This window comes from Bradyrhizobium sp. BLXBL-01 (assembly GCF_051853025.1).
Classification (GTDB): Bacteria; Pseudomonadota; Alphaproteobacteria; order Rhizobiales; family Xanthobacteraceae; genus Bradyrhizobium.
On record NZ_CP182471.1, the window covers coordinates 2936175 to 2954507 of the forward strand.

At 63.8% G+C, this 18333-nt stretch carries 18 protein-coding genes and 1 pseudogene; 13 read left to right on the forward strand and 6 right to left on the reverse strand.

Annotated features, from left to right (window positions below; genetic code table 11):
• The first annotated feature begins 149 nt into the window (after nt 1-149).
• From ACNJYA_RS13310 to ACNJYA_RS13340, 7 genes are all read left to right on the forward strand, one after another.
• Nucleotides 150-1505, forward strand: coding sequence for a hypothetical protein (locus ACNJYA_RS13310; RefSeq protein WP_057028724.1), 1356 nt, complete (start codon nt 150-152; stop codon nt 1503-1505).
• A gap of 57 nt (nt 1506-1562) precedes the next feature.
• The gene (gene metK, locus ACNJYA_RS13315; RefSeq protein WP_057749239.1) at nt 1563-2759 is read left to right on the forward strand and encodes a methionine adenosyltransferase; all 1197 of its coding nucleotides are present in this window, start codon (nt 1563-1565) and stop codon (nt 2757-2759) included.
• A 199-nt stretch (nt 2760-2958) separates the two neighbouring features.
• The gene (gene ahcY, locus ACNJYA_RS13320) at nt 2959-4380 is read left to right on the forward strand and encodes an adenosylhomocysteinase (RefSeq protein ID WP_439403083.1); all 1422 of its coding nucleotides are present in this window, start codon (nt 2959-2961) and stop codon (nt 4378-4380) included.
• 168 nt (nt 4381-4548) lie between these two features.
• Entirely contained in the window at nt 4549-4968 is a 420-nt protein-coding gene (locus ACNJYA_RS13325) for a nuclear transport factor 2 family protein (protein ID WP_172785317.1), read from the forward strand.
• A 48-nt stretch (nt 4969-5016) separates the two neighbouring features.
• Entirely contained in the window at nt 5017-6483 is a 1467-nt protein-coding gene (locus ACNJYA_RS13330) for a flavin-containing monooxygenase (protein ID WP_439403084.1), read from the forward strand.
• A gap of 142 nt (nt 6484-6625) precedes the next feature.
• Nucleotides 6626-7288 (forward strand): nucleotide-binding protein, encoded by a 663-nt coding sequence (locus ACNJYA_RS13335; RefSeq protein ID WP_439403085.1) that lies wholly within the window; start codon nt 6626-6628, stop codon nt 7286-7288.
• Nucleotides 7257-7886, forward strand: a complete 630-nt coding sequence (locus ACNJYA_RS13340) for a phasin family protein (protein ID WP_439403086.1) — start codon at nt 7257-7259, stop codon at nt 7884-7886. The genes ACNJYA_RS13335 and ACNJYA_RS13340 overlap by 32 nt, the downstream gene beginning before the upstream one ends.
• 72 nt (nt 7887-7958) lie before the next feature.
• Here ACNJYA_RS13340 and ACNJYA_RS13345 read toward each other — a convergent pair whose 3' ends face one another.
• Both ACNJYA_RS13345 and ACNJYA_RS13350 read right to left on the reverse strand, forming a co-directional pair.
• Nucleotides 7959-8195 carry a tautomerase family protein gene (locus ACNJYA_RS13345; protein WP_439403087.1) on the reverse strand — a complete coding sequence of 79 codons (237 nt, stop codon included), beginning with the start codon at nt 8193-8195 and terminating at the stop codon, nt 7959-7961.
• Nucleotides 8196-8211: 16 nt separating this feature from the next.
• Nucleotides 8212-8922: an SDR family NAD(P)-dependent oxidoreductase gene (locus tag ACNJYA_RS13350; protein ID WP_172785312.1), complete on the reverse strand. Its 711-nt coding sequence runs from the start codon at nt 8920-8922 to the stop codon at nt 8212-8214.
• Between the two features lie 213 nt (nt 8923-9135).
• Here ACNJYA_RS13350 and ACNJYA_RS13355 point away from each other — a divergent pair, with 213 nt between their 5' ends.
• The 4 genes from ACNJYA_RS13355 to ACNJYA_RS13370 all read left to right on the forward strand — a co-directional run bounded on the left by ACNJYA_RS13355 (nt 9136) and on the right by ACNJYA_RS13370 (nt 11903).
• Nucleotides 9136-10059, forward strand: coding sequence for a LysR family transcriptional regulator (locus ACNJYA_RS13355; RefSeq protein WP_439403088.1), 924 nt, complete (start codon nt 9136-9138; stop codon nt 10057-10059).
• A 146-nt stretch (nt 10060-10205) separates the two neighbouring features.
• A complete protein-coding gene (locus ACNJYA_RS13360) occupies nt 10206-10361 on the forward strand; it encodes a hypothetical protein (RefSeq protein WP_007612486.1) in 156 nt (51 codons plus the stop codon).
• Nucleotides 10362-10501: 140 nt separating this feature from the next.
• Complete coding sequence (locus tag ACNJYA_RS13365) at nt 10502-11431, forward strand: aspartyl/asparaginyl beta-hydroxylase domain-containing protein (protein ID WP_172785309.1); 930 nt, start codon at nt 10502-10504, stop codon at nt 11429-11431.
• Between the two features lie 13 nt (nt 11432-11444).
• A complete protein-coding gene (locus tag ACNJYA_RS13370) occupies nt 11445-11903 on the forward strand; it encodes a YybH family protein (protein ID WP_439403089.1) in 459 nt (152 codons plus the stop codon).
• A 125-nt stretch (nt 11904-12028) separates the two neighbouring features.
• On the opposite strand, the gene ACNJYA_RS13375 is transcribed toward ACNJYA_RS13370, so the two are convergent.
• The 3 genes from ACNJYA_RS13375 to galE all read right to left on the reverse strand — a co-directional run bounded on the left by ACNJYA_RS13375 (nt 12029) and on the right by galE (nt 15701).
• Nucleotides 12029-12730: a fumarylacetoacetate hydrolase family protein gene (locus ACNJYA_RS13375; RefSeq protein ID WP_439403090.1), complete on the reverse strand. Its 702-nt coding sequence runs from the start codon at nt 12728-12730 to the stop codon at nt 12029-12031.
• A gap of 36 nt (nt 12731-12766) precedes the next feature.
• The gene (locus tag ACNJYA_RS13380; protein WP_439403091.1) at nt 12767-14569 is read right to left on the reverse strand and encodes an ABC transporter ATP-binding protein; all 1803 of its coding nucleotides are present in this window, start codon (nt 14567-14569) and stop codon (nt 12767-12769) included.
• A gap of 118 nt (nt 14570-14687) precedes the next feature.
• The gene (gene galE, locus ACNJYA_RS13385; protein WP_172785305.1) at nt 14688-15701 is read right to left on the reverse strand and encodes a UDP-glucose 4-epimerase GalE; all 1014 of its coding nucleotides are present in this window, start codon (nt 15699-15701) and stop codon (nt 14688-14690) included.
• A gap of 126 nt (nt 15702-15827) precedes the next feature.
• Between galE and ACNJYA_RS13390 the strand changes: the two genes are divergently transcribed.
• Nucleotides 15828-16865: a glycosyltransferase family 4 protein gene (locus tag ACNJYA_RS13390; protein ID WP_439366595.1), complete on the forward strand. Its 1038-nt coding sequence runs from the start codon at nt 15828-15830 to the stop codon at nt 16863-16865.
• Nucleotides 16866-17046: 181 nt separating this feature from the next.
• On the opposite strand, the pseudogene waaF reads toward ACNJYA_RS13390, so the two are convergent.
• Nucleotides 17047-17839 (reverse strand): annotated as a pseudogene (waaF, locus tag ACNJYA_RS13395) (lipopolysaccharide heptosyltransferase II); the annotation flags it as partial.
• A gap of 190 nt (nt 17840-18029) precedes the next feature.
• Here waaF and ACNJYA_RS13400 point away from each other — a divergent pair.
• Nucleotides 18030-18326, forward strand: a complete 297-nt coding sequence (locus ACNJYA_RS13400; protein ID WP_439403092.1) for a type II toxin-antitoxin system RelE/ParE family toxin — start codon at nt 18030-18032, stop codon at nt 18324-18326.
• The last annotated feature ends 7 nt before the right edge of the window (nt 18327-18333 follow it).

An 18333-nucleotide genomic window follows, 5' to 3' on the forward strand; every position in this document is an offset into this window, starting at 1 on the left:
CGAGAGGAGAAGCGCTTGTTTGTTGCCCGGCGAGGTGCAGGGGTTCACCGCACCCGGTGAGCATCGGGCTCTCGCATCCGCTATTCCCTGAGTGGGCAGAATTTGCTAAGACGCTGTTCCCAACCTTCCTGCCCACTGACCTCCCACTCATGAAGAACGACGAAATCCTGAGCCAGATCACCGACTTCTGCCGCAAGGCGGACATGGCGGAATCGACGTTCGGCCGGCGCGCGGTGAACGATGGGAAGCTGGTGCATCGCCTGCGCGAGGGAAAGCGCATTACCATCGACACGCTGGAGCGGATCCAGGCCTATATGGCCGCATCGATGGCCGGCGGCGTGCCGCCGCCGCGGGGACTTCAGGTGCCCCCCGAGAAGCGCGATCCGCGCGGCAATTTCCGCTTCTTCGAGAACCGCCAGAAATACCTGCTGTTCGTCCACACCTGCAGCGAAAAGCGGGTGATCGCTGACCGCGTCGCGCTGGAGCTTGCCTCGATCCATCCGCGCCCGCCGGCGCTGCGCCTGTTCGATGCCGGCGTCGGCGACGGCACGGTGCTGGCGCGGGTGCTGCGCGCCACGCACCAGCGCTTTCCGCACATGCCGTTCTACGTCGCGGGCAAGGAGCTCAGCCTGGAGGATTTGCGCCTGACGCTGGAGAAGGTGCCGGACCGCATTTTCGAGCATCCGGCGTCGGTGTTCGTGTTCACCAACATGTTCTATGCGGAGGCGCCTTGGCTGACGCCGGCTTCGCCTGCTGCAGCGGCGGCCACCGTCTGGCACGAGGTGCCGCTCCGCGGCGCTTCGTCGGGCGAGTTCGAGCAGCAGATCGCGGAGCTGAGGCCTTTTCTGGAGCAGAACTGGCGCGCTGCGATCAGCCCACGCACGGCCATGCCGCTCTACGAGCGGCCGGTCGTCCTCGTGCTCTATCGCGAGGACCACAGGTTCCTGCTCGATTCGACCATTCCGCGGCCGGGCCAGACTGAGGCCAATTTCGACCTCGTCATCGCATCCCAGCCCTACCGGGCCCTGTCATCGGTCAATTTCCGGGCCAAGCGGATCATTGCACCGCTGGCACGGGCGCTTCGGCCGGGCGGCAGGCTGATCGGAATCCACTCCCATGGGCAGGATCCGGGCATGGAAATGATCCAGGCGATCTGGCCTGGAGAAAATCCTTTCTCGGTCAGCCGTCATGAGCTACTGCGTGCAGTTAAGTATGAACTTGGATCGGTGGGCCGCGACTTAAATTTTAATGCATACGCGGATAACCGTTCGATCTTCAGGTATGATATGGAAGCGCTGCCCAACGAGGTCACCGGCACCATCGGGACCTCGACGGCCTTTGCAGCGTGGAATGCGGCGGTGTATGTCGCTCAGATTGAGGACGACCGATTGACAGAAATGACTCAAAACGGCCGCACTCTGGATGCCGCCAGGGACGTGCTGCGAAAGTACAATGGGCTCTGGTTTCTCGACGAATCCTACGTCATCTCGCGTCGGCGTGATTGACATCACCAAAAGTAAACATCGCAAACGCCCGCCTAGCGGCGGAACAAGGGGTTACTGATGCGCGCGTCCTATCTCTTCACCAGCGAGTCCGTGTCCGAGGGCCATCCGGACAAGGTCTGTGACCGGATCTCCGATGAGATCGTCGACCTGTTCTACCGTGAAGGGCCGAAGGCGGGCATCGACCCCTGGCAGATCCGCGCCGCCTGCGAGACGCTCGCGACCACCAACAAGGTGGTGATCGCCGGTGAGACCCGCGGCCCGAAGTCGGTGACCAACGAGCAGATCGAGAGCGTCGTGCGCGGCGCGATCAAGGACATCGGCTACGAGCAAGAAGGCTTCCACTGGAAGACCTGCGACATCGAGATCCTCCTGCATCCGCAGTCGGCCGACATTGCCCAGGGCGTCGACGCGCTGCAGCCGGGCGAGGTCAAGGAAGAAGGCGCGGGCGACCAGGGCATCATGTTCGGCTACGCCACCAACGAGACGCCCGATCTGATGCCGGCGCCGATCTTCTACGCCCACAAGATCCTGCGCCTGATCTCCGAAGCCCGTCACTCCGGCAAGGAGAAGGTGCTGGGTCCGGACTCCAAGAGCCAGGTCACCGTGCAGTACGAGAACGGCAAGCCGGTCGGCGTGCGCGAGATCGTGGTCTCGCACCAGCATCTGGTCCCGGACCTCACCTCGAACCAGGTCCGCGAGATCGTCGAGCCCTATGTGCGCGAGGCGCTGCCGAAGGACTGGATCACCCCGAAGACGATCTGGCACATCAACCCGACCGGCAAGTTCTACATCGGCGGTCCCGACGGCGATTCCGGCCTGACCGGCCGCAAGATCATCGTCGACACCTATGGCGGCGCGGCCCCGCATGGCGGCGGCGCGTTCTCCGGCAAGGATCCGACCAAGGTCGACCGCTCCGCGGCCTATGCCGCGCGCTACGTCGCCAAGAACATCGTTGCCGCCGGTCTTGCCGACCGCTGCACGCTGCAGCTTGCCTACGCCATCGGCGTGGCGCGCCCGCTGTCGATCTACATCGACACCCACGGCACCGGTAAGGTGTCGGAGGACCAGCTCGAGAAGGCTGCCGCCAAGGCGATGGACCTCACCCCGCGCGGCATCCGCAGCCATCTCGACCTCAACCGCCCGATCTACGCGCGCACCTCGGCCTACGGCCATTTCGGCCGCACGCCCGATAACGAGGGCGGCTTCTCCTGGGAGAAGACCGACCTCGTCGAGCAGCTCAAGCGCGCGCTCTAGCGCCCTTACCTCGCCCCGCTTGCGGGGAGAGGTCGCCGCGAAGCGGCGGGTGAGGGGACTCTCCGCAAGCTCGGTGCTTGGATAGAGCCCCTCACCCCAGCCCTCTCCCCGTAAGAACGGGGAGAGGGAGAATGGTGCCACATAGCGTTCAGCTTGCTTTGGTACTGACACGCCAGCCCTCACTGATTAGGAAACAGACATGAACGCGAAGCCCGGCTTCACCGATTACATCGTCAAGGACATTTCGCTCGCCGAGTTCGGCCGCAAGGAGCTCTCGCTGGCCGAGACCGAGATGCCCGGCCTGATGGCCACCCGCGAGGAGTACGGCCCGAAGCAGCCGCTGAAGGGCGCGCGCATCGCCGGCTCGCTGCACATGACGATCCAGACCGGCGTGTTGATCGAGACGCTCGCCGCGCTCGGCGCCGACATCCGCTGGGTCTCCTGCAACATCTATTCGACGCAGGATCATGCTGCCGCTGCGATCGCCGCCGCCGGCATTCCCGTCTTCGCCGTCAAGGGTGAGACGCTGAAGGATTACTGGGACTACACCGCAAAGCTGTTCGACTGGCACGGCGGCGGTCATCCGAACATGATCCTCGACGACGGCGGCGACGCCACCATGTATGTCCATCTCGGTCTGCGCGCCGAGAACGGCGACACCGCCTTCCTCGACAAGCCCGGCTCCGAGGAAGAGGAAGTCTTCTTCGCGCTTCTGAAGAAGCAGCTCAAGGAAAAGCCGAAGGGCTACTTCGCCGGGATCGCCAACAGCATCAAGGGCGTGTCCGAGGAGACCACGACGGGCGTGCATCGCCTCTACGACATGCAGAAGGCAGGCACGCTGCTGTGGCCGGCCATCAACGTCAACGACAGCGTCACCAAGTCGAAGTTCGACAACCTCTATGGCTGCCGTGAATCGCTGGTCGACGGCATCCGCCGCGGCACCGACGTGATGCTGTCGGGCAAGGTCGCGATGGTCGCCGGCTTCGGCGACGTCGGCAAGGGCTCGGCCGCCTCGCTGCGCCAGGCCGGCTGCCGCGTCATGGTGTCGGAAGTCGATCCGATCTGCGCGCTACAGGCCGCGATGGAAGGCTACGAGGTCGTGACCATGGAAGACGCCGCGCCGCGAGCCGACATCTTCGTCACCGCCACCGGCAACAAGGACATCATCACGATCGAGCACATGCGCGCGATGAAGGATCGCGCCATCGTCTGCAACATCGGCCACTTCGACAACGAGATCCAGATCGCAGCGCTGCGTAACCTGAAGTGGACCAACATCAAGCCGCAGGTCGACGAGATCGAGTTCCCCGACAAGCACCGCATCATCATGCTATCTGAGGGGCGCCTCGTGAACCTTGGCAACGCGATGGGCCATCCGTCCTTCGTGATGTCGGCGTCCTTCACCAACCAGACGCTGGCGCAGATCGAGCTGTTCGCCAACAACAAGGACGGCAAGTACGAGAAGAAGGTCTACGTGCTGCCCAAGACGCTCGACGAGAAGGTCGCGCGCCTGCATCTCGCCAAGATCGGCGTCAAGCTCACCGAGCTGCGTAAGGACCAGGCCGACTATATCGGCGTGAAGCAGGAAGGTCCGTACAAGTCGGACCATTACCGGTACTGAGATCGCACGCATTTGCGATAAAGGGCCCCGGAGCAATCCGGGGCCTTTTTTATTATCCGGCTGTCTGATACCCTTCAGGTAGAGCCAAAACAAGCCTGCCACTTTTGCAGCGGGCGGCCATTTCCGTACGCGTATTGTCAGATACCGAAAGCATTATGGAGGAATGCGATGTCCAATGAAGCCGCGAATGTCCACATCCTGAAAGAGGCGTATCGGCTCTGGCATGAAAGTCGTGGGGGCAGCGTCGATCACTGGTTTGACGCCGTCGTCGCCCCGAACGTCAATTTTGCATCGGTGCCGCGGGGTGTCGCGCCGCTCGATTTCGCCAAGCAGTATCGCGACAGCAAGGAATTGCGCGAATACTTCGACCGGCTGCTTTCCGAATGGACCATGCAGCACTACACGATCGACGAGTATATCGCGCAAGGAGACGCAGTCGTCGCACGCGGCTCGACGGCCTGGACCAACAAGAAGACGGGCAAGACCGCCGAGACGCCGAAGATCGATTACTGGCGGTTCAAGGACGGTAAAGCCGTTGAGTTCTACGAGTATTTCGATACGGCGTGTGTGGTCGCTGCAGCGACCTGACGGTTGCAATTTGGCGCGGCGCTGCCATCCTGTGACAGGAGAAACGCCATGGCCGAAACCAAAGAACATTTCGACGTGCTGATCGTCGGTGCCGGCCTGTCCGGTATCGGTGCCGGCTATCATCTGCAGACCAAGTGTCCAGGCAAGAGCTACGTCATCCTCGAGGGACGCGACTGCATCGGCGGCACCTGGGACCTGTTTCGCTATCCAGGCATCCGCTCGGACAGCGACATGTTCACGCTCGGCTATTCGTTCAAGCCGTGGACCGATCCGAAGGCGATCGCCGACGGGCCCCAGATCCTGAACTATGTGCGCGAGACTGCCAGCGAGAACGGCATCGACAAGCACATCCGCTTCCACCACCGCGTCAAGCGTGCGGCGTGGTCGACGCCGGATGCGCGCTGGGCCGTCGAGGCCGAGCGCATCACGGGCGAGGGCGCGGCCGAGCTGGTGTGCTTCACCTGCAATTTCTTGTTTCTGTGCTCGGGCTATTACAAATACGAGGCGGGCTACACGCCGGAGTTCAAGGGTGCCGCTGATTTCGCCGGCCGCATCGTGCATCCGCAGAAATGGACCGAGGACATCGACTACGCGGGCAAGTGTGTCGTCGTGATCGGCTCGGGCGCGACAGCGGTGACGCTGGTGCCGGAGCTCGCCAAGAAGGCGGCGCAGGTCACCATGTTGCAGCGTTCGCCGACCTATGTGGTGTCGCGGCCGGCGCAGGATCCCGTGGCCAACAAGCTGCGCCGCAATCTGCCGGCGCAGCTTGCCTATCACCTGATCCGCTGGCGCAACGTGATGTGGGGGATGTTCTTCTTCCAGCTCAGCCGGCGCCGGCCGGCGAAGGTGAAGGACCTCATCCTCAAAGGCGTGCAGATGGCGCTCGGCCCGGACTACGACGTCGCGACCCATTTCACGCCGCGCTACAATCCCTGGGATCAGCGGCTGTGCCTGGTGCCCGACGGCGACCTCTTCAAGGCGATCCGCGAGCAGCGCGCCAGCGTCGTCACCAGCGAGATCGACACCTTCACGCATGACGGCATCCGCCTGAAGGACGGCCGCGAGCTCGCCGCCGACATCATCGTGACGGCGACCGGGCTTGTGCTCCAGGTCGTCGGCGGCCTCGAGGTCAGCGTCGACGGCCGCTCCGTCGATTTTGCCAACACGCTGACCTACAAGGGCATGATGTATGCCGATGTGCCGAACATGGCCTCCGCCTTCGGCTACACCAACGCGTCCTGGACGCTGAAATGCGACCTCACCTGCGAGTATGTCTGCCGCCTCATCAACTACATGGACCGGCACAATTTCCGCCAGTGCATGCCGCACAATGACGATTCCACCATCACCGCGCAGCCTTCGCTCGATTTCACCTCAGGCTACGTGCAGCGCTCGATCGCCAAAATGCCGAAGCAGGGCTCGAAGCGGCCGTGGCGCCTCCACCAGAACTACGCGCTCGACATCGTCTCCTTGCGCTTCGGCCGGATCGACGACGGCGTGATGCAGTATTCCTGAACTTGCTAAGTAGGATGCCGGGATTGCCTCGCGTTCGCTTGAGACGAATCGCGACTTGCGGTAGTATTTTTGCGCTGCAAGAAGTTTATTTCCGACAACGTCTGAGTTCCGCGTCGTTGCCGTCTTAAGGGGAGCGCGGGACATGCACGTCCTTGCCCTGGTCACGCAAAAAGGCGGAAGCGGCAAGAGTACGCTGTCCGTTGGACTGGCGGTGGCAGCAATGCAGCGCGCTGAGCGCGTCGCTCTCATTGAGGCGGACGCGCAAGGTACGATCTCGAAATGGAAAGAGCGCCGCGATCATCCCTATCCCCGCGTCGAGCGCGTTACGGATCCTGCCGAGATCGATCCGTTGATCACGCGCCTGAAGGCCGAAGGCGTCTGGCTTGCCATCATCGACACAGCTGCCACGACCAACAGTCTGGCGCTGCGCGTCATCGCCTGCGCGGATCTCTGTCTCATCCCGGCGCGCCCAAGCCCGGCCGATATCGAAGCCGCAATTCCTACACTGATCGCCATTCGCAGGCTCAACCGCCGATTTGCCTTCATCCTCAATCAGACGCCGACGCGGGGGTGCCGGCTGAGCGAAGCTGCCACATCGCTAAGCTCGCTCGGCATGCTTGCGCTCCCGTTTATTGCGCAGCGTAACGATCACCAGGATGCGCTCGGAGCAGGGTTGGGCGTGACGGAGTTCGCGCCTGCGGGCAAAGCTTCGGGCGAAATTGTATGTTTGTGGGGTTGGATCGCGGCGCACTTGGCCGAGGAGTCGGACGATTATGGGAAAGGCGCGCTCAAAGCTGCCTGCTGACGTTGGACGCACCGGGCGTCGCTCGCTGCTGGAACTGGCGGCGGAAGTGAGCCGTGCGGTCGACGAGGGCTTGGCCATGCCGCCGGGCCCAGTCGCCGTCTTCCCCCAGGAAGCGCCGCTGATCGCGCAAGAAGCGCCTGCTCCGATGACTGTTTCGGTACAAGAGGCGGCCAGCGTCATCGTTGCAAGACCTGAACCTCCGAGCAGGACCACCACTGATCTCATCGTGGACATGGCCAAGGAGTATCAAGCCCGCGCCTTGGACGGCATGAGCGCTACGCTCGACTACGCCAACGACCTCGCAAAGTCACGGCTGGCCAGTGTGAGTTCAGAGGCCAATGGAACCGTCGTCGCGGAAAGCGATCTCATCGACGCGATTGGAACGGCAGCCGAGTGTCGCACCGTCGTGCTCGAACTGATGAAGATCAATGCGGGCGCGACCTTGGAGTATGCGCGGGAGCTAGGCCGTGCAAGAACGCTGGCGGAGTTGGTTGAGCTGTCGGGCACGCATGCGCGAAAGCAATGTGAGTTGGTCCTGAGGCAAACCGAGTTGCTGAGGTCGCTTGCTCAAAGCATGACAAAGCCCAGTGCCACGTGATGCCGCGGGCCTCGACGTGTCGCTTCGTATCTGCACTGGTCATGTCATCCTCTTGCGCGGACGGCGCTCGGATCATCCTGTCTGGGTGGTGGGGCGGCGCCGGAATTCCTGCACGGGCAGGCCGCCCCAGCCCCAATTGTCGGTGTCGACTTCCTCGATCACGACGAAGGTGGACTCGAGCGGCTTGCCGAGCACGTGGCGCAGCAGCTCGCTCGAGCCCTTGATCAGTGCGGCCTTCTCCTCCGCCGTGAGCGACGCCGAACCCGGCGTCGTTCCCTCGCGGGTCACTTGAATGGTGACGATGGGCATTGTCGTTCTCCTCCTCTCAGTGGCCGGCGCTCTGGCCGCCGTCGACATGCAGGATCTCGCCGGTGACGAAGGAAGCGCCCTCGAGATAGAGCACGGCATCGACGATGTCGGACATCTCGCCCATGTGGCCCACGGGATGCATCGCGCCGTACTGCGCATGCGTCGCGACGGCGTGCATCGGCGACTTGATGATCCCGGGCGACACCGCGTTCACGCGAATGCCACGCCTGGCGTATTCGATCGCGAGCGACTTGGTCGCGGCGTTCAGCCCGCCCTTGCTCAGCGAGGCCAGCACCGAGGGCACGTTCGAATTGGCCTGATCGACCAGTGTGGTCGTGATCTGGACGACATGGCCGGACCCTTGCTTCTCCATCTCGGCGATGGCGAGCTGGGTGATGTGGAAGAAGCCGGCGACGTTGGTGCCCATCACGGCCGCATAGTCTTCGGCCGTGTACTGCGTGAACGGCTTGGCGACGAAGATGCCGGCATTATTGACCAGCGTGTCGACGCGGCCGAAGCGGGCGACGGCCTGCGAGACCACACGCTCGGCGGTGGCTCGGTCGGCGATGTCGCCGGCAATGGCGAGGACGTCTTCGTCGCTCGACGGTTTGACGGAGCGCGCCGTTGCGACGACGCGGTAGTTGCGATCGCGAAAGCCCTGAACCAGGGCGGCGCCGATACCCTGCGATGCACCGGTGATGATGGCGACCTTCTGCTCGATACCCATGACGGACTCCTGTTGTTGGCTTGAAAACCTGCGCCAGCGGCGGGCTGGCTTGGGCGTTGAGGTACGCTGCGGCGGCTTACTTGCGAATATCCGCTGCCCGGCAGACACTCTTTCGCAGCGCGAACGAATGCCGGATCGATCCTTGCGGAGGTTGTCGCAGCCGACGCAAACGCCTAGCTTTCAGCCGAAATCTCAGGGGGCTGCGGCGAGCGCATGGATCGTCTGGACGCGATGAAGGTGTTCGTCCTTGCGGTGGACGAGGGGAGCCTCGCTGCCGCGGGCCGCAAGCTCGGCCGCTCGCCGGCAGCCGTCAGCCGTGCCATCGCCTTTCTGGAAGAGCGGGTCGGCGCCGAGCTGCTGCACCGAACGACACGCTCGATCAAGCTGAGCGAGGAGGGCGAGCGCTATGTCGCGGTCTGCCGCCGCGTGCTCACCGAGCTGGAGGAAGCCGAGGACATCGCGGCCGGACCGCGCACGGCACCGCGTGGTCTGCTCACGATCACCGCTCCGGTGGTCTCGGGAGAGATGGTGCTGCGGCCGATCCTCGACGCATTTCTCGACGCCTATCCGACCGTGTCGGCAAAACTCCTGCTGTTCGACCGTGCGGTCAATCTGATCGAGCAAGGCGTCGATATCGCGCTTCGCATCGGTCCGCTGGCGGACTCGGCGATGGTGGCGATGCGGGTCGGCGGGATCAGTCGCGTTGTGGTGGCCGCTCCCCGTTACCTGAAACAGCATCCGCGCATCACTGAGCTGGGTGATCTCGCCAAGCACCAGATCGTCGCGATGGCGCATCTGCCGAATTCCTGGACCTTTGCGCCGCAGGCGGGCTCGTCGGCGCCGCGCACCGTGCAGTTCACCCCGCGGCTCGTCGTCAACAGCACCTATGCGGCAGTGGCCTCCACTGTGGCCGGGCGCGGCGTGGCGCGGATGTATTCGTACCAGGTGGCCGAGCAGGTCGCGCGCGGCGAGCTCGAGATCCTGCTTGCCGGCGACAAGGATCCGGAGATGCCTGCGCATCTGATCTGTCCGCAGGGCCGGCTTTCGGTGCCCAAGGTGCGCGCCTTCACCGACTTCGCCGTGCCCCGGCTGAAGAAGCAGTTCGCGCTGCTGAAGCAGAGCATCAAGGCGCGCTGAGCCGCTTCACGCCTGCGCAATGCGTTGTTTTGCGTATACGGCGGGGCGGCTGAATCGGCGACGCTTCCACAACGGTTAACGCCGATTTAACGGATGAGTCCTAGCCTGTCTCGGCCGGGGTTACTCGCAAGGCCGAGGTGAGCCCAATGGAAGCCCAGAGAATAGCGGTCGACGCCGTCGTCGCGCTGACCGATTGCGACCGCGACGCCGTCATCGCCTTCATCCGCCGGCTCTACCTCGCCGGCGTCACCGACCCCAAGCGCCTGACCTTCAAGGGCCTGCAGGCGCTGTCGCGGGCCTGATTCGGCTCGTTTCGGCCAGTTTGACCCTAATTCCTCCCCTTGCTCTCTCCGGCGTGATTGCAACCCACCGGCGAATATCTTGCCGCTCAGGCGGGGTCGGGCTACACGACACCCCGGCTGGATCACTTGGGATTGGGGAAATGCTGAAACAGCTTTTTGCGCCGCAGCTCGTCATTTTGTACGTGCTTGCCGCCTCGACGATTTACGTTCACTTCCGCGGCAAGCAGCGGCTGCGCTTCGCGCGCCAGCTCGGCGACCACTCGACCTATCTCGCGCCCTACAACGTGCTGATGTACGCCGGCTCGGCAGTGCCGAACAGGCCGGTGATCTCGGTCGATCAGTTTCCGGAGCTCAAACCCCTCAGCGATAACTGGGAGACCATCCGCGACGAGGCCGTGCGCCTGTTCGACGAAGGCTTCATCCGCGCGGCGGCGAAGAACAACGATTGGGGCTTCTACTCGTTCTTCAAGAGCGGCTGGAAGCGATTTTACCTGAAATGGTACGACGACTTCCTGCCGTCGGCCAACACGCTGTGCCCGAAGACGGTGGAGCTGCTCAAATCGATCCCGAGCGTGCATGGCGCCATGTTCGCGATGCTGCCGCCAGGCGGCAAGTTAGGGGCGCATCGTGATCCCTTCGCGGGCTCGCTGCGCTATCACCTCGGCCTGGTCACGCCGAACTCGAACAAGTGCCGGATCCTCGTCGACGGTGTCGAATGCGTCTGGCGTGACGGCGAAGCCTTCATGTTCGACGAGACCTTCATCCACAGCGCCGAGAATGCGACCGACGTCAACCGCATCATCCTGTTCTGCGACGTCGAGCGCCCGATGAAGTACGGCTTCATGACCGCGATCAACCGCTGGGTCAGCCATCACATCGTCAAGGCGTCGGCGACCCAGAACGTCGACGGTGAGAATGTCGGCGTGCTCAACAAGGTGTTCGGCAAGCTCTACGAGATCCACCTCGCCAGCCGCAAGGTGAAGGAGTGGAACCGCAACGTCTACTACACGCTGAAATACTCGCTGACGGCGCTGATTCTCGGCCTCATCGTGATGTCGGCGATCAGGTGATCGGCGCGTCGCGATGAGTTGCTTGCCGACCGCGAACGCAGAGATCATGCAGCTCTTCCGCGAGTGGCTGGAGACCTTCGCGGGCTATGTCCGCGAGGTCGACTACGCCTCGGCGCGGCCGCTCTTCCATCCCGACGTGCTCGCCTTCGGTACCCATAACGACGTCATCCCCGGCCTCGATCAATGGGTCAAGACGCAATGGGACAACGTCTGGCCGAAGACGACCGACTTCCGCTTCGTCCTCGATCAGACGTCCGTTCTGATATCACCGGACGGCATGATGGCAACCGTGATCGCGCCGTGGACGAGCACGGGCTATCATCCCGATGGCAGCACGTTTGCGCGCCCCGGCCGCGCGACGATGGTGTTTTCGAAAAATGGCGATGGCTGGCTGTGCGTGCATTCGCACATGTCGCTCAATCGCGGTGTACCGCAGGTAAGCCATGCCAATCGGCCGGTGAAGGCCTGGTAGCTCCCGTAGTGGATTAGCGAAGCGTAATCCACCAATAGGCGCGAGCAACAATTGACGTTCTTTGTTGTCGTGCGTCTGTAGTGGTGGATTACGCTTTCGCTAATCCACCCTACAATATCGAGGCCCTACTCCGGCTGGCCGATGCTCACCTTCAGCGTGCCGACGCCGTCGACACCGCATTCGAGCTTGTCGCCGGGCTGCAGCTGCGACACGCCGGCGGGCGTGCCGGTCATGATGATGTCGCCGGCGGCGAGCTTCACCTGCTGGGAGAGCTGCCAGATGATCTCAGGCACGTTCCAGATCAGCTCGGTGAGGTCGCCCTTCTGCGCTTCCTTGCCGTTGACCGTCAGCCAGATCTTGCCCTTGGCGGGATGGCCGATCTTCGAGGCCGGCTGCAGCGCGGAGCAGGGCGCCGAATAGTCGAACGACTTGCCGATCTCCCACGGGCGCTCCTTCTTGCGCGAGGCGATCTGGAGGTCGCGGCGGGTGAGGTCGATGCCGACGGCGTAGCCGTAGACGTGGTCCAGCGCCTTGTCGGCGGCAATGTTCAGCCCACCGCTCTTCATCGCGACGATGAGCTCGACCTCGTGATGCAGATCCTTGGTCAGCGGCGGATAGGGAATGGTGGCGCCGTCCGGCACCAGCATGTCGGCGTGCTTGGCGAAGAAGAACGGCGGGGCGCGCTCGTCATTGCCCATCTCGCGGATGTGCTCGAGATAGTTGCGGCCGACGCACCAGATGCGGCGAACCGGATAACGGCCGCTTTCGCCGACGACGGGAAGCGAAGCCTGGGGCGGAAGCGGGATGACGTAGGAGGCGGCGTTCATAGGTGCGGTCTCGCTGGTCTTGAGGTGGAACGAACTCTATGCGGTTGCGCTGCTCGGCGCCAGAGCGCCGGCGTCGTGATGTTGCAGGCGGAAGAACGAGGCGTAACGGCCGCCGCGGCGGAGCAGCTCATCATGCCGGCCCTGCTCGACGATCTCGCCGCCTTCGACCACCAGGATGCTGTCCGCGTGCATGATGGTGTGCAGGCGGTGCGCGATCACGATGGTGGTGCGGTTCTGGCACAGATGCTCGATCGCCTCCTGTACCTGCCGCTCGGATTCGGAATCGAGCGCGGCGGTGGCTTCGTCCAAGAGGATGATCGGCGCGTTCTTGAGCAGCGCGCGCGCGACCGCAATGCGCTGGCGCTGTCCGCCCGAGAGCTGGGTGCCGTGCTCGCCGACCGGCGTGTCGTAGCCGAGCGGGAAGCCCATGATGAAGTCATGCGCGCAGGCTGCCTTCGCCGCCTCGACGATCTCGTTCTCGCTGGCGCCCGGCTTGCCGAAGGCGATGTTGTTGCGGATCGTGTCGCGGAACAGGTAGACGTCCTGGCCGACATAGGCGGTCTGGGCGCGCAGCGATTTGCGTGAGACCGACGAGATCGACTGGCCGTCGATCACGATGTCGCCTTGCGTCACCTCGTAGAAGCGCAGGAGCAGCCCCAGCACGGTCGACTTGCCGCCGCCGGAGGGGCCGACCAGCGCAGTCACCTTGCCGGGCTCGGCGACGAAGCTCATGCGGTTGAGCACGGTCTCGCCCAAGCGATAGGAGAAGCTGACGTCGCGCAGCTCGATGCGGGCATCTGTCAGCTTCAGCGCCGGCTTGTCATCGTCGGACTGCTCGCTCGCGGGGCTGTCGACGACCTCGAGCAGCATGCGGGCGCCGACCAGCTGGCTGTTGAGATCGATGTTGAGGCGGGCGAGCCGCTTGGCCGGCTCGGTCGCCATCAGGAACGCGGTCATGAACGAGAAGAACGCGCCGGGCGTGGCGTTGAGCGCGACCACGGCGTAGCCGCCGTACATCAGGCAGCCGGCGACCGCGAAGCCGCCCAGCATCTCCATCAGCGGGTTGGAGCGGTTGGCGACGCGGGCCATCTTGTTGGCGTTGCGCTCGACGACCGCGATGTTCTCGTCGATGCGTCTCTGCATGATCTCTTCGAGCGTGAACGCCTTGACGGTGCGGATGCCCTGCAGCGATTCCTGCATGGTCTCCATGATGTCGGCAGTGCCGGTGAACTGGTTGAAGGCGAGGCCCTTGATGCGCTTGACCAGCTTGCGCAGCACCAGCATCGCCGGTGGCACCGCGACGAGGCCGATGAACGACATCAGCGGGTCCTGCCAGACCATCACGCCGATCATGGCGAGCAGCATCAAGAGGTCGCGCCCGATGGCGTTGACCAGCATGTTGAGCACGTCCGTGATCGACTTGGCGCCGGCGGTCAGCCGCGCCAGGAACTCGGACGAGTGCCGCTCGGAGAAAAAGCCGACGTTTTCGCGCATTAGCTTGGCGAACAGTTGGCGCTGGTTGGTGGCGAGGATCGCGTTGCTGATCTTGGTCAGGATCACCATGTGGCCGTAGGTCGCCACGCCCTTGATGAACAGCAGCGCGACCGTGATCCCAGAGAACATCGCGATGCCCGGGATGTTCTTGTCGACATAGGCCTGATTGATGACCTGGCCGAGGACGTAGGTCGCAGCAGCGGTCGCACCGGCGGCGAGGGCCATCAGAGCGAAGGCGACGAGGTAGCGCCGCCAGTAGACGATGCCCTGTTCCGTGATCAGCCGGCGCACGAGGGCCATGGCCGCATAGGGATCGTCGGTGATTTTCTTTGGAAACTGCGCCATCCGGTGTCCATTGACGGCGCAGGACAAAGCCTGCCCGCGCGTCAGGGATCGATGGGCCTCTGTGCCCGCTCAAGCCGGGTTTTTCAAGCCCAATTAAGGGCTTGCGCTTGGGATGATTCTAGGCCGAGGCGGCGTGGCGGAGCTCGCCGTGGCGCTCGCGGAACAGCTTGTCCTCCCAGGCCAGCGCATGGGCTGCGATGGTCTCGAGGTCGTCGTATTGCGGCCGCCAGTCGAGCAGGCTGCGGATGCGGCTGGTGTCGGCGACCATGGTCATGATGTCGCCGGGCCGGCGCGGGGCGTATTGCACGGCGAAGCTGCGGCCCGAAACCCGGCGCACCGCATCGATGGTCTCCAGCACCGAATAGCCGCGGCCATATCCGCAATTGAGCGTGGTCGAGGCGCCGCCATTGCGCAGATAGGCGAGCGCCGAGCGATGCGCCTGTGACAGGTCCGTGACGTGGATGAAGTCGCGGATGCAGCTGCCGTCGGGGGTCGGATAGTCGGTGCCGAACACGTCGATCTTGGCGCGCTGGCCGGTGGCGGCTTCCACCGCGATCTTGAGCAGATGCGTGGCGCCGACGGTGGCAAGGCCAATGCGCGCCTGCGGATCGGCGCCGGCGACGTTGAAATAGCGCAGGGTTACGTATTGCATGCCGTAGGCGGCGGCGACGTCGTGCAGCATGATCTCGGTCATCAGCTTCGACGAGCCGTAGGGCGACAGCGGCCGCGTCGGCGCGTGCTCGGACACGGGCACCTGGTCCGGATTGCCGTAGACGGCAGCGGTCGAGGAGAAGATGAAGCGGCCGATGCCGCGCTTGACCGCGACGTTGAGCAGGTTGCGCGCGGTCGTGAAATTGTTGCGGTAATAGCCGAGCGGATCGCGCATCGAATCCGGCACGACCACGGAGCCGGCGAAATGGATGATGCTCTCGATGTCGTGCTGGGCGATCACGCCTTCGAGCAGGTTCTCGTCGCCGGCGTCCCCAATGAACAGCGGCACGCCTTCGGGCAGATAGGCCGAGAAGCCAGTGGAGAGATCGTCGATCACGACGACATCCTCGCCGGCTTCCGCCAGCGCCAGGACCGTGTGACTTCCGATATAGCCGGCGCCGCCGGTGACTAGCACAGTCATGATCTCACCCGTCTTCGATCAACGCGCCAAGCTAGCGCTTGCGTGGTGAAGAGGGGGTATCGGCGCGCCTGAACTGGTCACTATGCTTAATGTTGCGTATAGGGACTTTGCGAAACGGAGCATGACGTGGCGAATTCCCAGGGCGATCTCGAAGTGATCGTGCCAAATCTGCACAGGCGCTATTCCGGCGTCACCGCGACCAACCGGATGGTGGCGCCGCGGCTGGCAAAGCTGTACCGCGCCGCCTGGTTCGGCTCCGACGCGCCGGAAGGGATCGCGCGCCTCGACGTTGCCGATTTCCTCCAGCTCTGGCGCCGCAAGGCACCGCTGATCTGGCACGCACGCCGCAACAACGAGATGATCGCCGGCGTCGTGCTGCGCGCGCTCGGCTGGCCGCTCAAGCTCGTGTTCACCTCGGCAGCGCAGCGGCATCACAGCTGGATCACGCGCTGGCTGATCCGGCGCATGGACGCGATCATCGCAACATCGGATCTCTCGGCCTCGTTCCTGAAGGTGAAGGCGACGGTGATTCCGCACGGCGTCGACACCGATGTCTATGCGCCGCCGGCCGATCGCACTGCCGCCTTCGCCGAAGCCGCGCTGCCGGGCCGCTACGCCATCGGCTGTTTCGGCCGCGTGCGCGCGCAGAAGGGCACCGACGTGTTCGTCGATGCGATGTGCCGCTTGCTGCCGCGCTATCCCGATTTCATCGCTGTCATCGTCGGCCAGGTCACGGCCGAGCAGACGCCCTTTGCCAACGAGCTGAAGAAGCGCATCGAGGCAGCCGACCTGCAATCGCGCATCGTCATCACCGGCGAGCTGCCGATCGAAGCGGTGCAGCGCTGGTATCAGCGGCTGACGATCTACGCCTTCACCTCACGCAACGAAGGCTTTGGGCTGACGCTGATCGAGGCGATGGCGGCGGGCAGCGCCTTGGTCGCCGCACGCGCCGGCGCGGCCGAGCTTGTGGTAGAGGACGGCGTGAGCGGCGTGCTGATCCCGACGGGTGATGCCGACGCGCTTGCTGCGGCGCTCGAGCCGCTGATGCGCGATGTGGCCGCGGCGACCGCGATGGGCGAGCGTGGGCGGGCGAGGGTGCTCGAACTTTTCAGCCTCGATGCCGAAGCGGCGCGGATCGGCGCGATCTATCGGCCGCTGCTCTGAGCACAGCTCCTGATACCGCGACACAAAAACCGCGAAAACAACCCCATGCACAGTAGGCGGGTTCAGCAAAATCAATGGCTTGGCGAGAGGGCTCAATCTATTGCGGATTTTTCGAATCGCATTTTGACTCGTCGGGCAAAACAGTGGCAGGATGTCATCATTGCCGCGAGCCCCGATCGGCTCAGCTGGTCACCCTCGCCCCCACCTCCTTCAGCACCCGCTGCGCAATTCCCACCACCTCGCTAGCTGCAATATTCCGCATGCAGCGGTGGTCGTTCACCTTGCAGACCGTGCTCTGGCAGGGCTGGCAGGACAGCGCTTCCTTGTCCTGCACCAGTGTCGCGGCGAGGCCGTTGAGCGGGGCCCAGAGGTAGGGGCTGGTGGGACCGAAGATGCCCATGGTCGGCGTGCCGAGGGCGGCTGCGATGTGCATCAGGCCGGAATCGTTGGAGATGGCAACGCCGGCGGCGGCCATGGCGAGGACGCCGTTGCGCAGATCGGTCCCGGTGAGATCGCGCACCCCCGGGCCGCGAGCGGTCCCAGGGCCGCCAGTGGTCCCCGGGCCGCCGGCGGCGACGATCTCCTGGGCAAGCCCCTTTTCGGCGGGGCCGCCGACCACCCAGACCTCGAGGCCGCGCTCGACCAGCAGGCGGGCAGCTTCGGGATAATAGGTCCAGCGCTTTGAAACGCCGACCGAGCCTGGGGCAAGCGCCACCGCGGCGCCGGCGCCAAGGCCATTGGCTTCGCGCCAGCGGGCGATGTCCTCGGCCGGAACGCGCAGTTGCGGCACCGGCCATTCCGCCGGCAGGGGCGCGCCGTCGGGCTGGGCGAGGGCGGCGTTCTTGTCGATGAAGCGGGGCAGCTTCTTCTCGCCCCAGCGCCAGCGGTTCAGCAGGCCGAACCGGAACTCGCCGACGAAGCCGACCCGTTCAGATGCCGACCAGCGCGGACAGCAGGGCGGTGCCGTAGCCCCGTCTGGTCCAGACTCAGTTCGGCATCGAGCAGGTCGACAAGGGAATCAGCTAGAAATTGTGGAGGGCTTGATTAGGGTTGTGGTCGCCATGTAACCTCATGTAAGTACTTACGAAAGTTTTATTACGTCATTGCGTGACGTAATGACTTGAAATAGTGTTAGATCGTGCTATATTTCGGCATGAGGGCGGCATGGAAGTGGAATTTGCGGATGAAAGTCTCGACCGGCTGGAAACCGACATCCAGTTCAATGCCGGATTCGATCGCGCCATCGTCAAGGGCTTTCGCAAGGTGATGCAAGTGATCCGCGCGGCGCCAGACGAGCGCGATTTCTATGCCCTTAAAGGATTGCACTTTGAAAAACTTGAAGGGGACCGATCGCATCAACGCTCGATGCGACTGACGGGCAAGTGGCGTTTGATTGTGGAACTTCATGGGCAGGCGCCGAACAAAGTCGTCCGCATCATGGGCATCGAAGATTATCACTGAGAGGGAG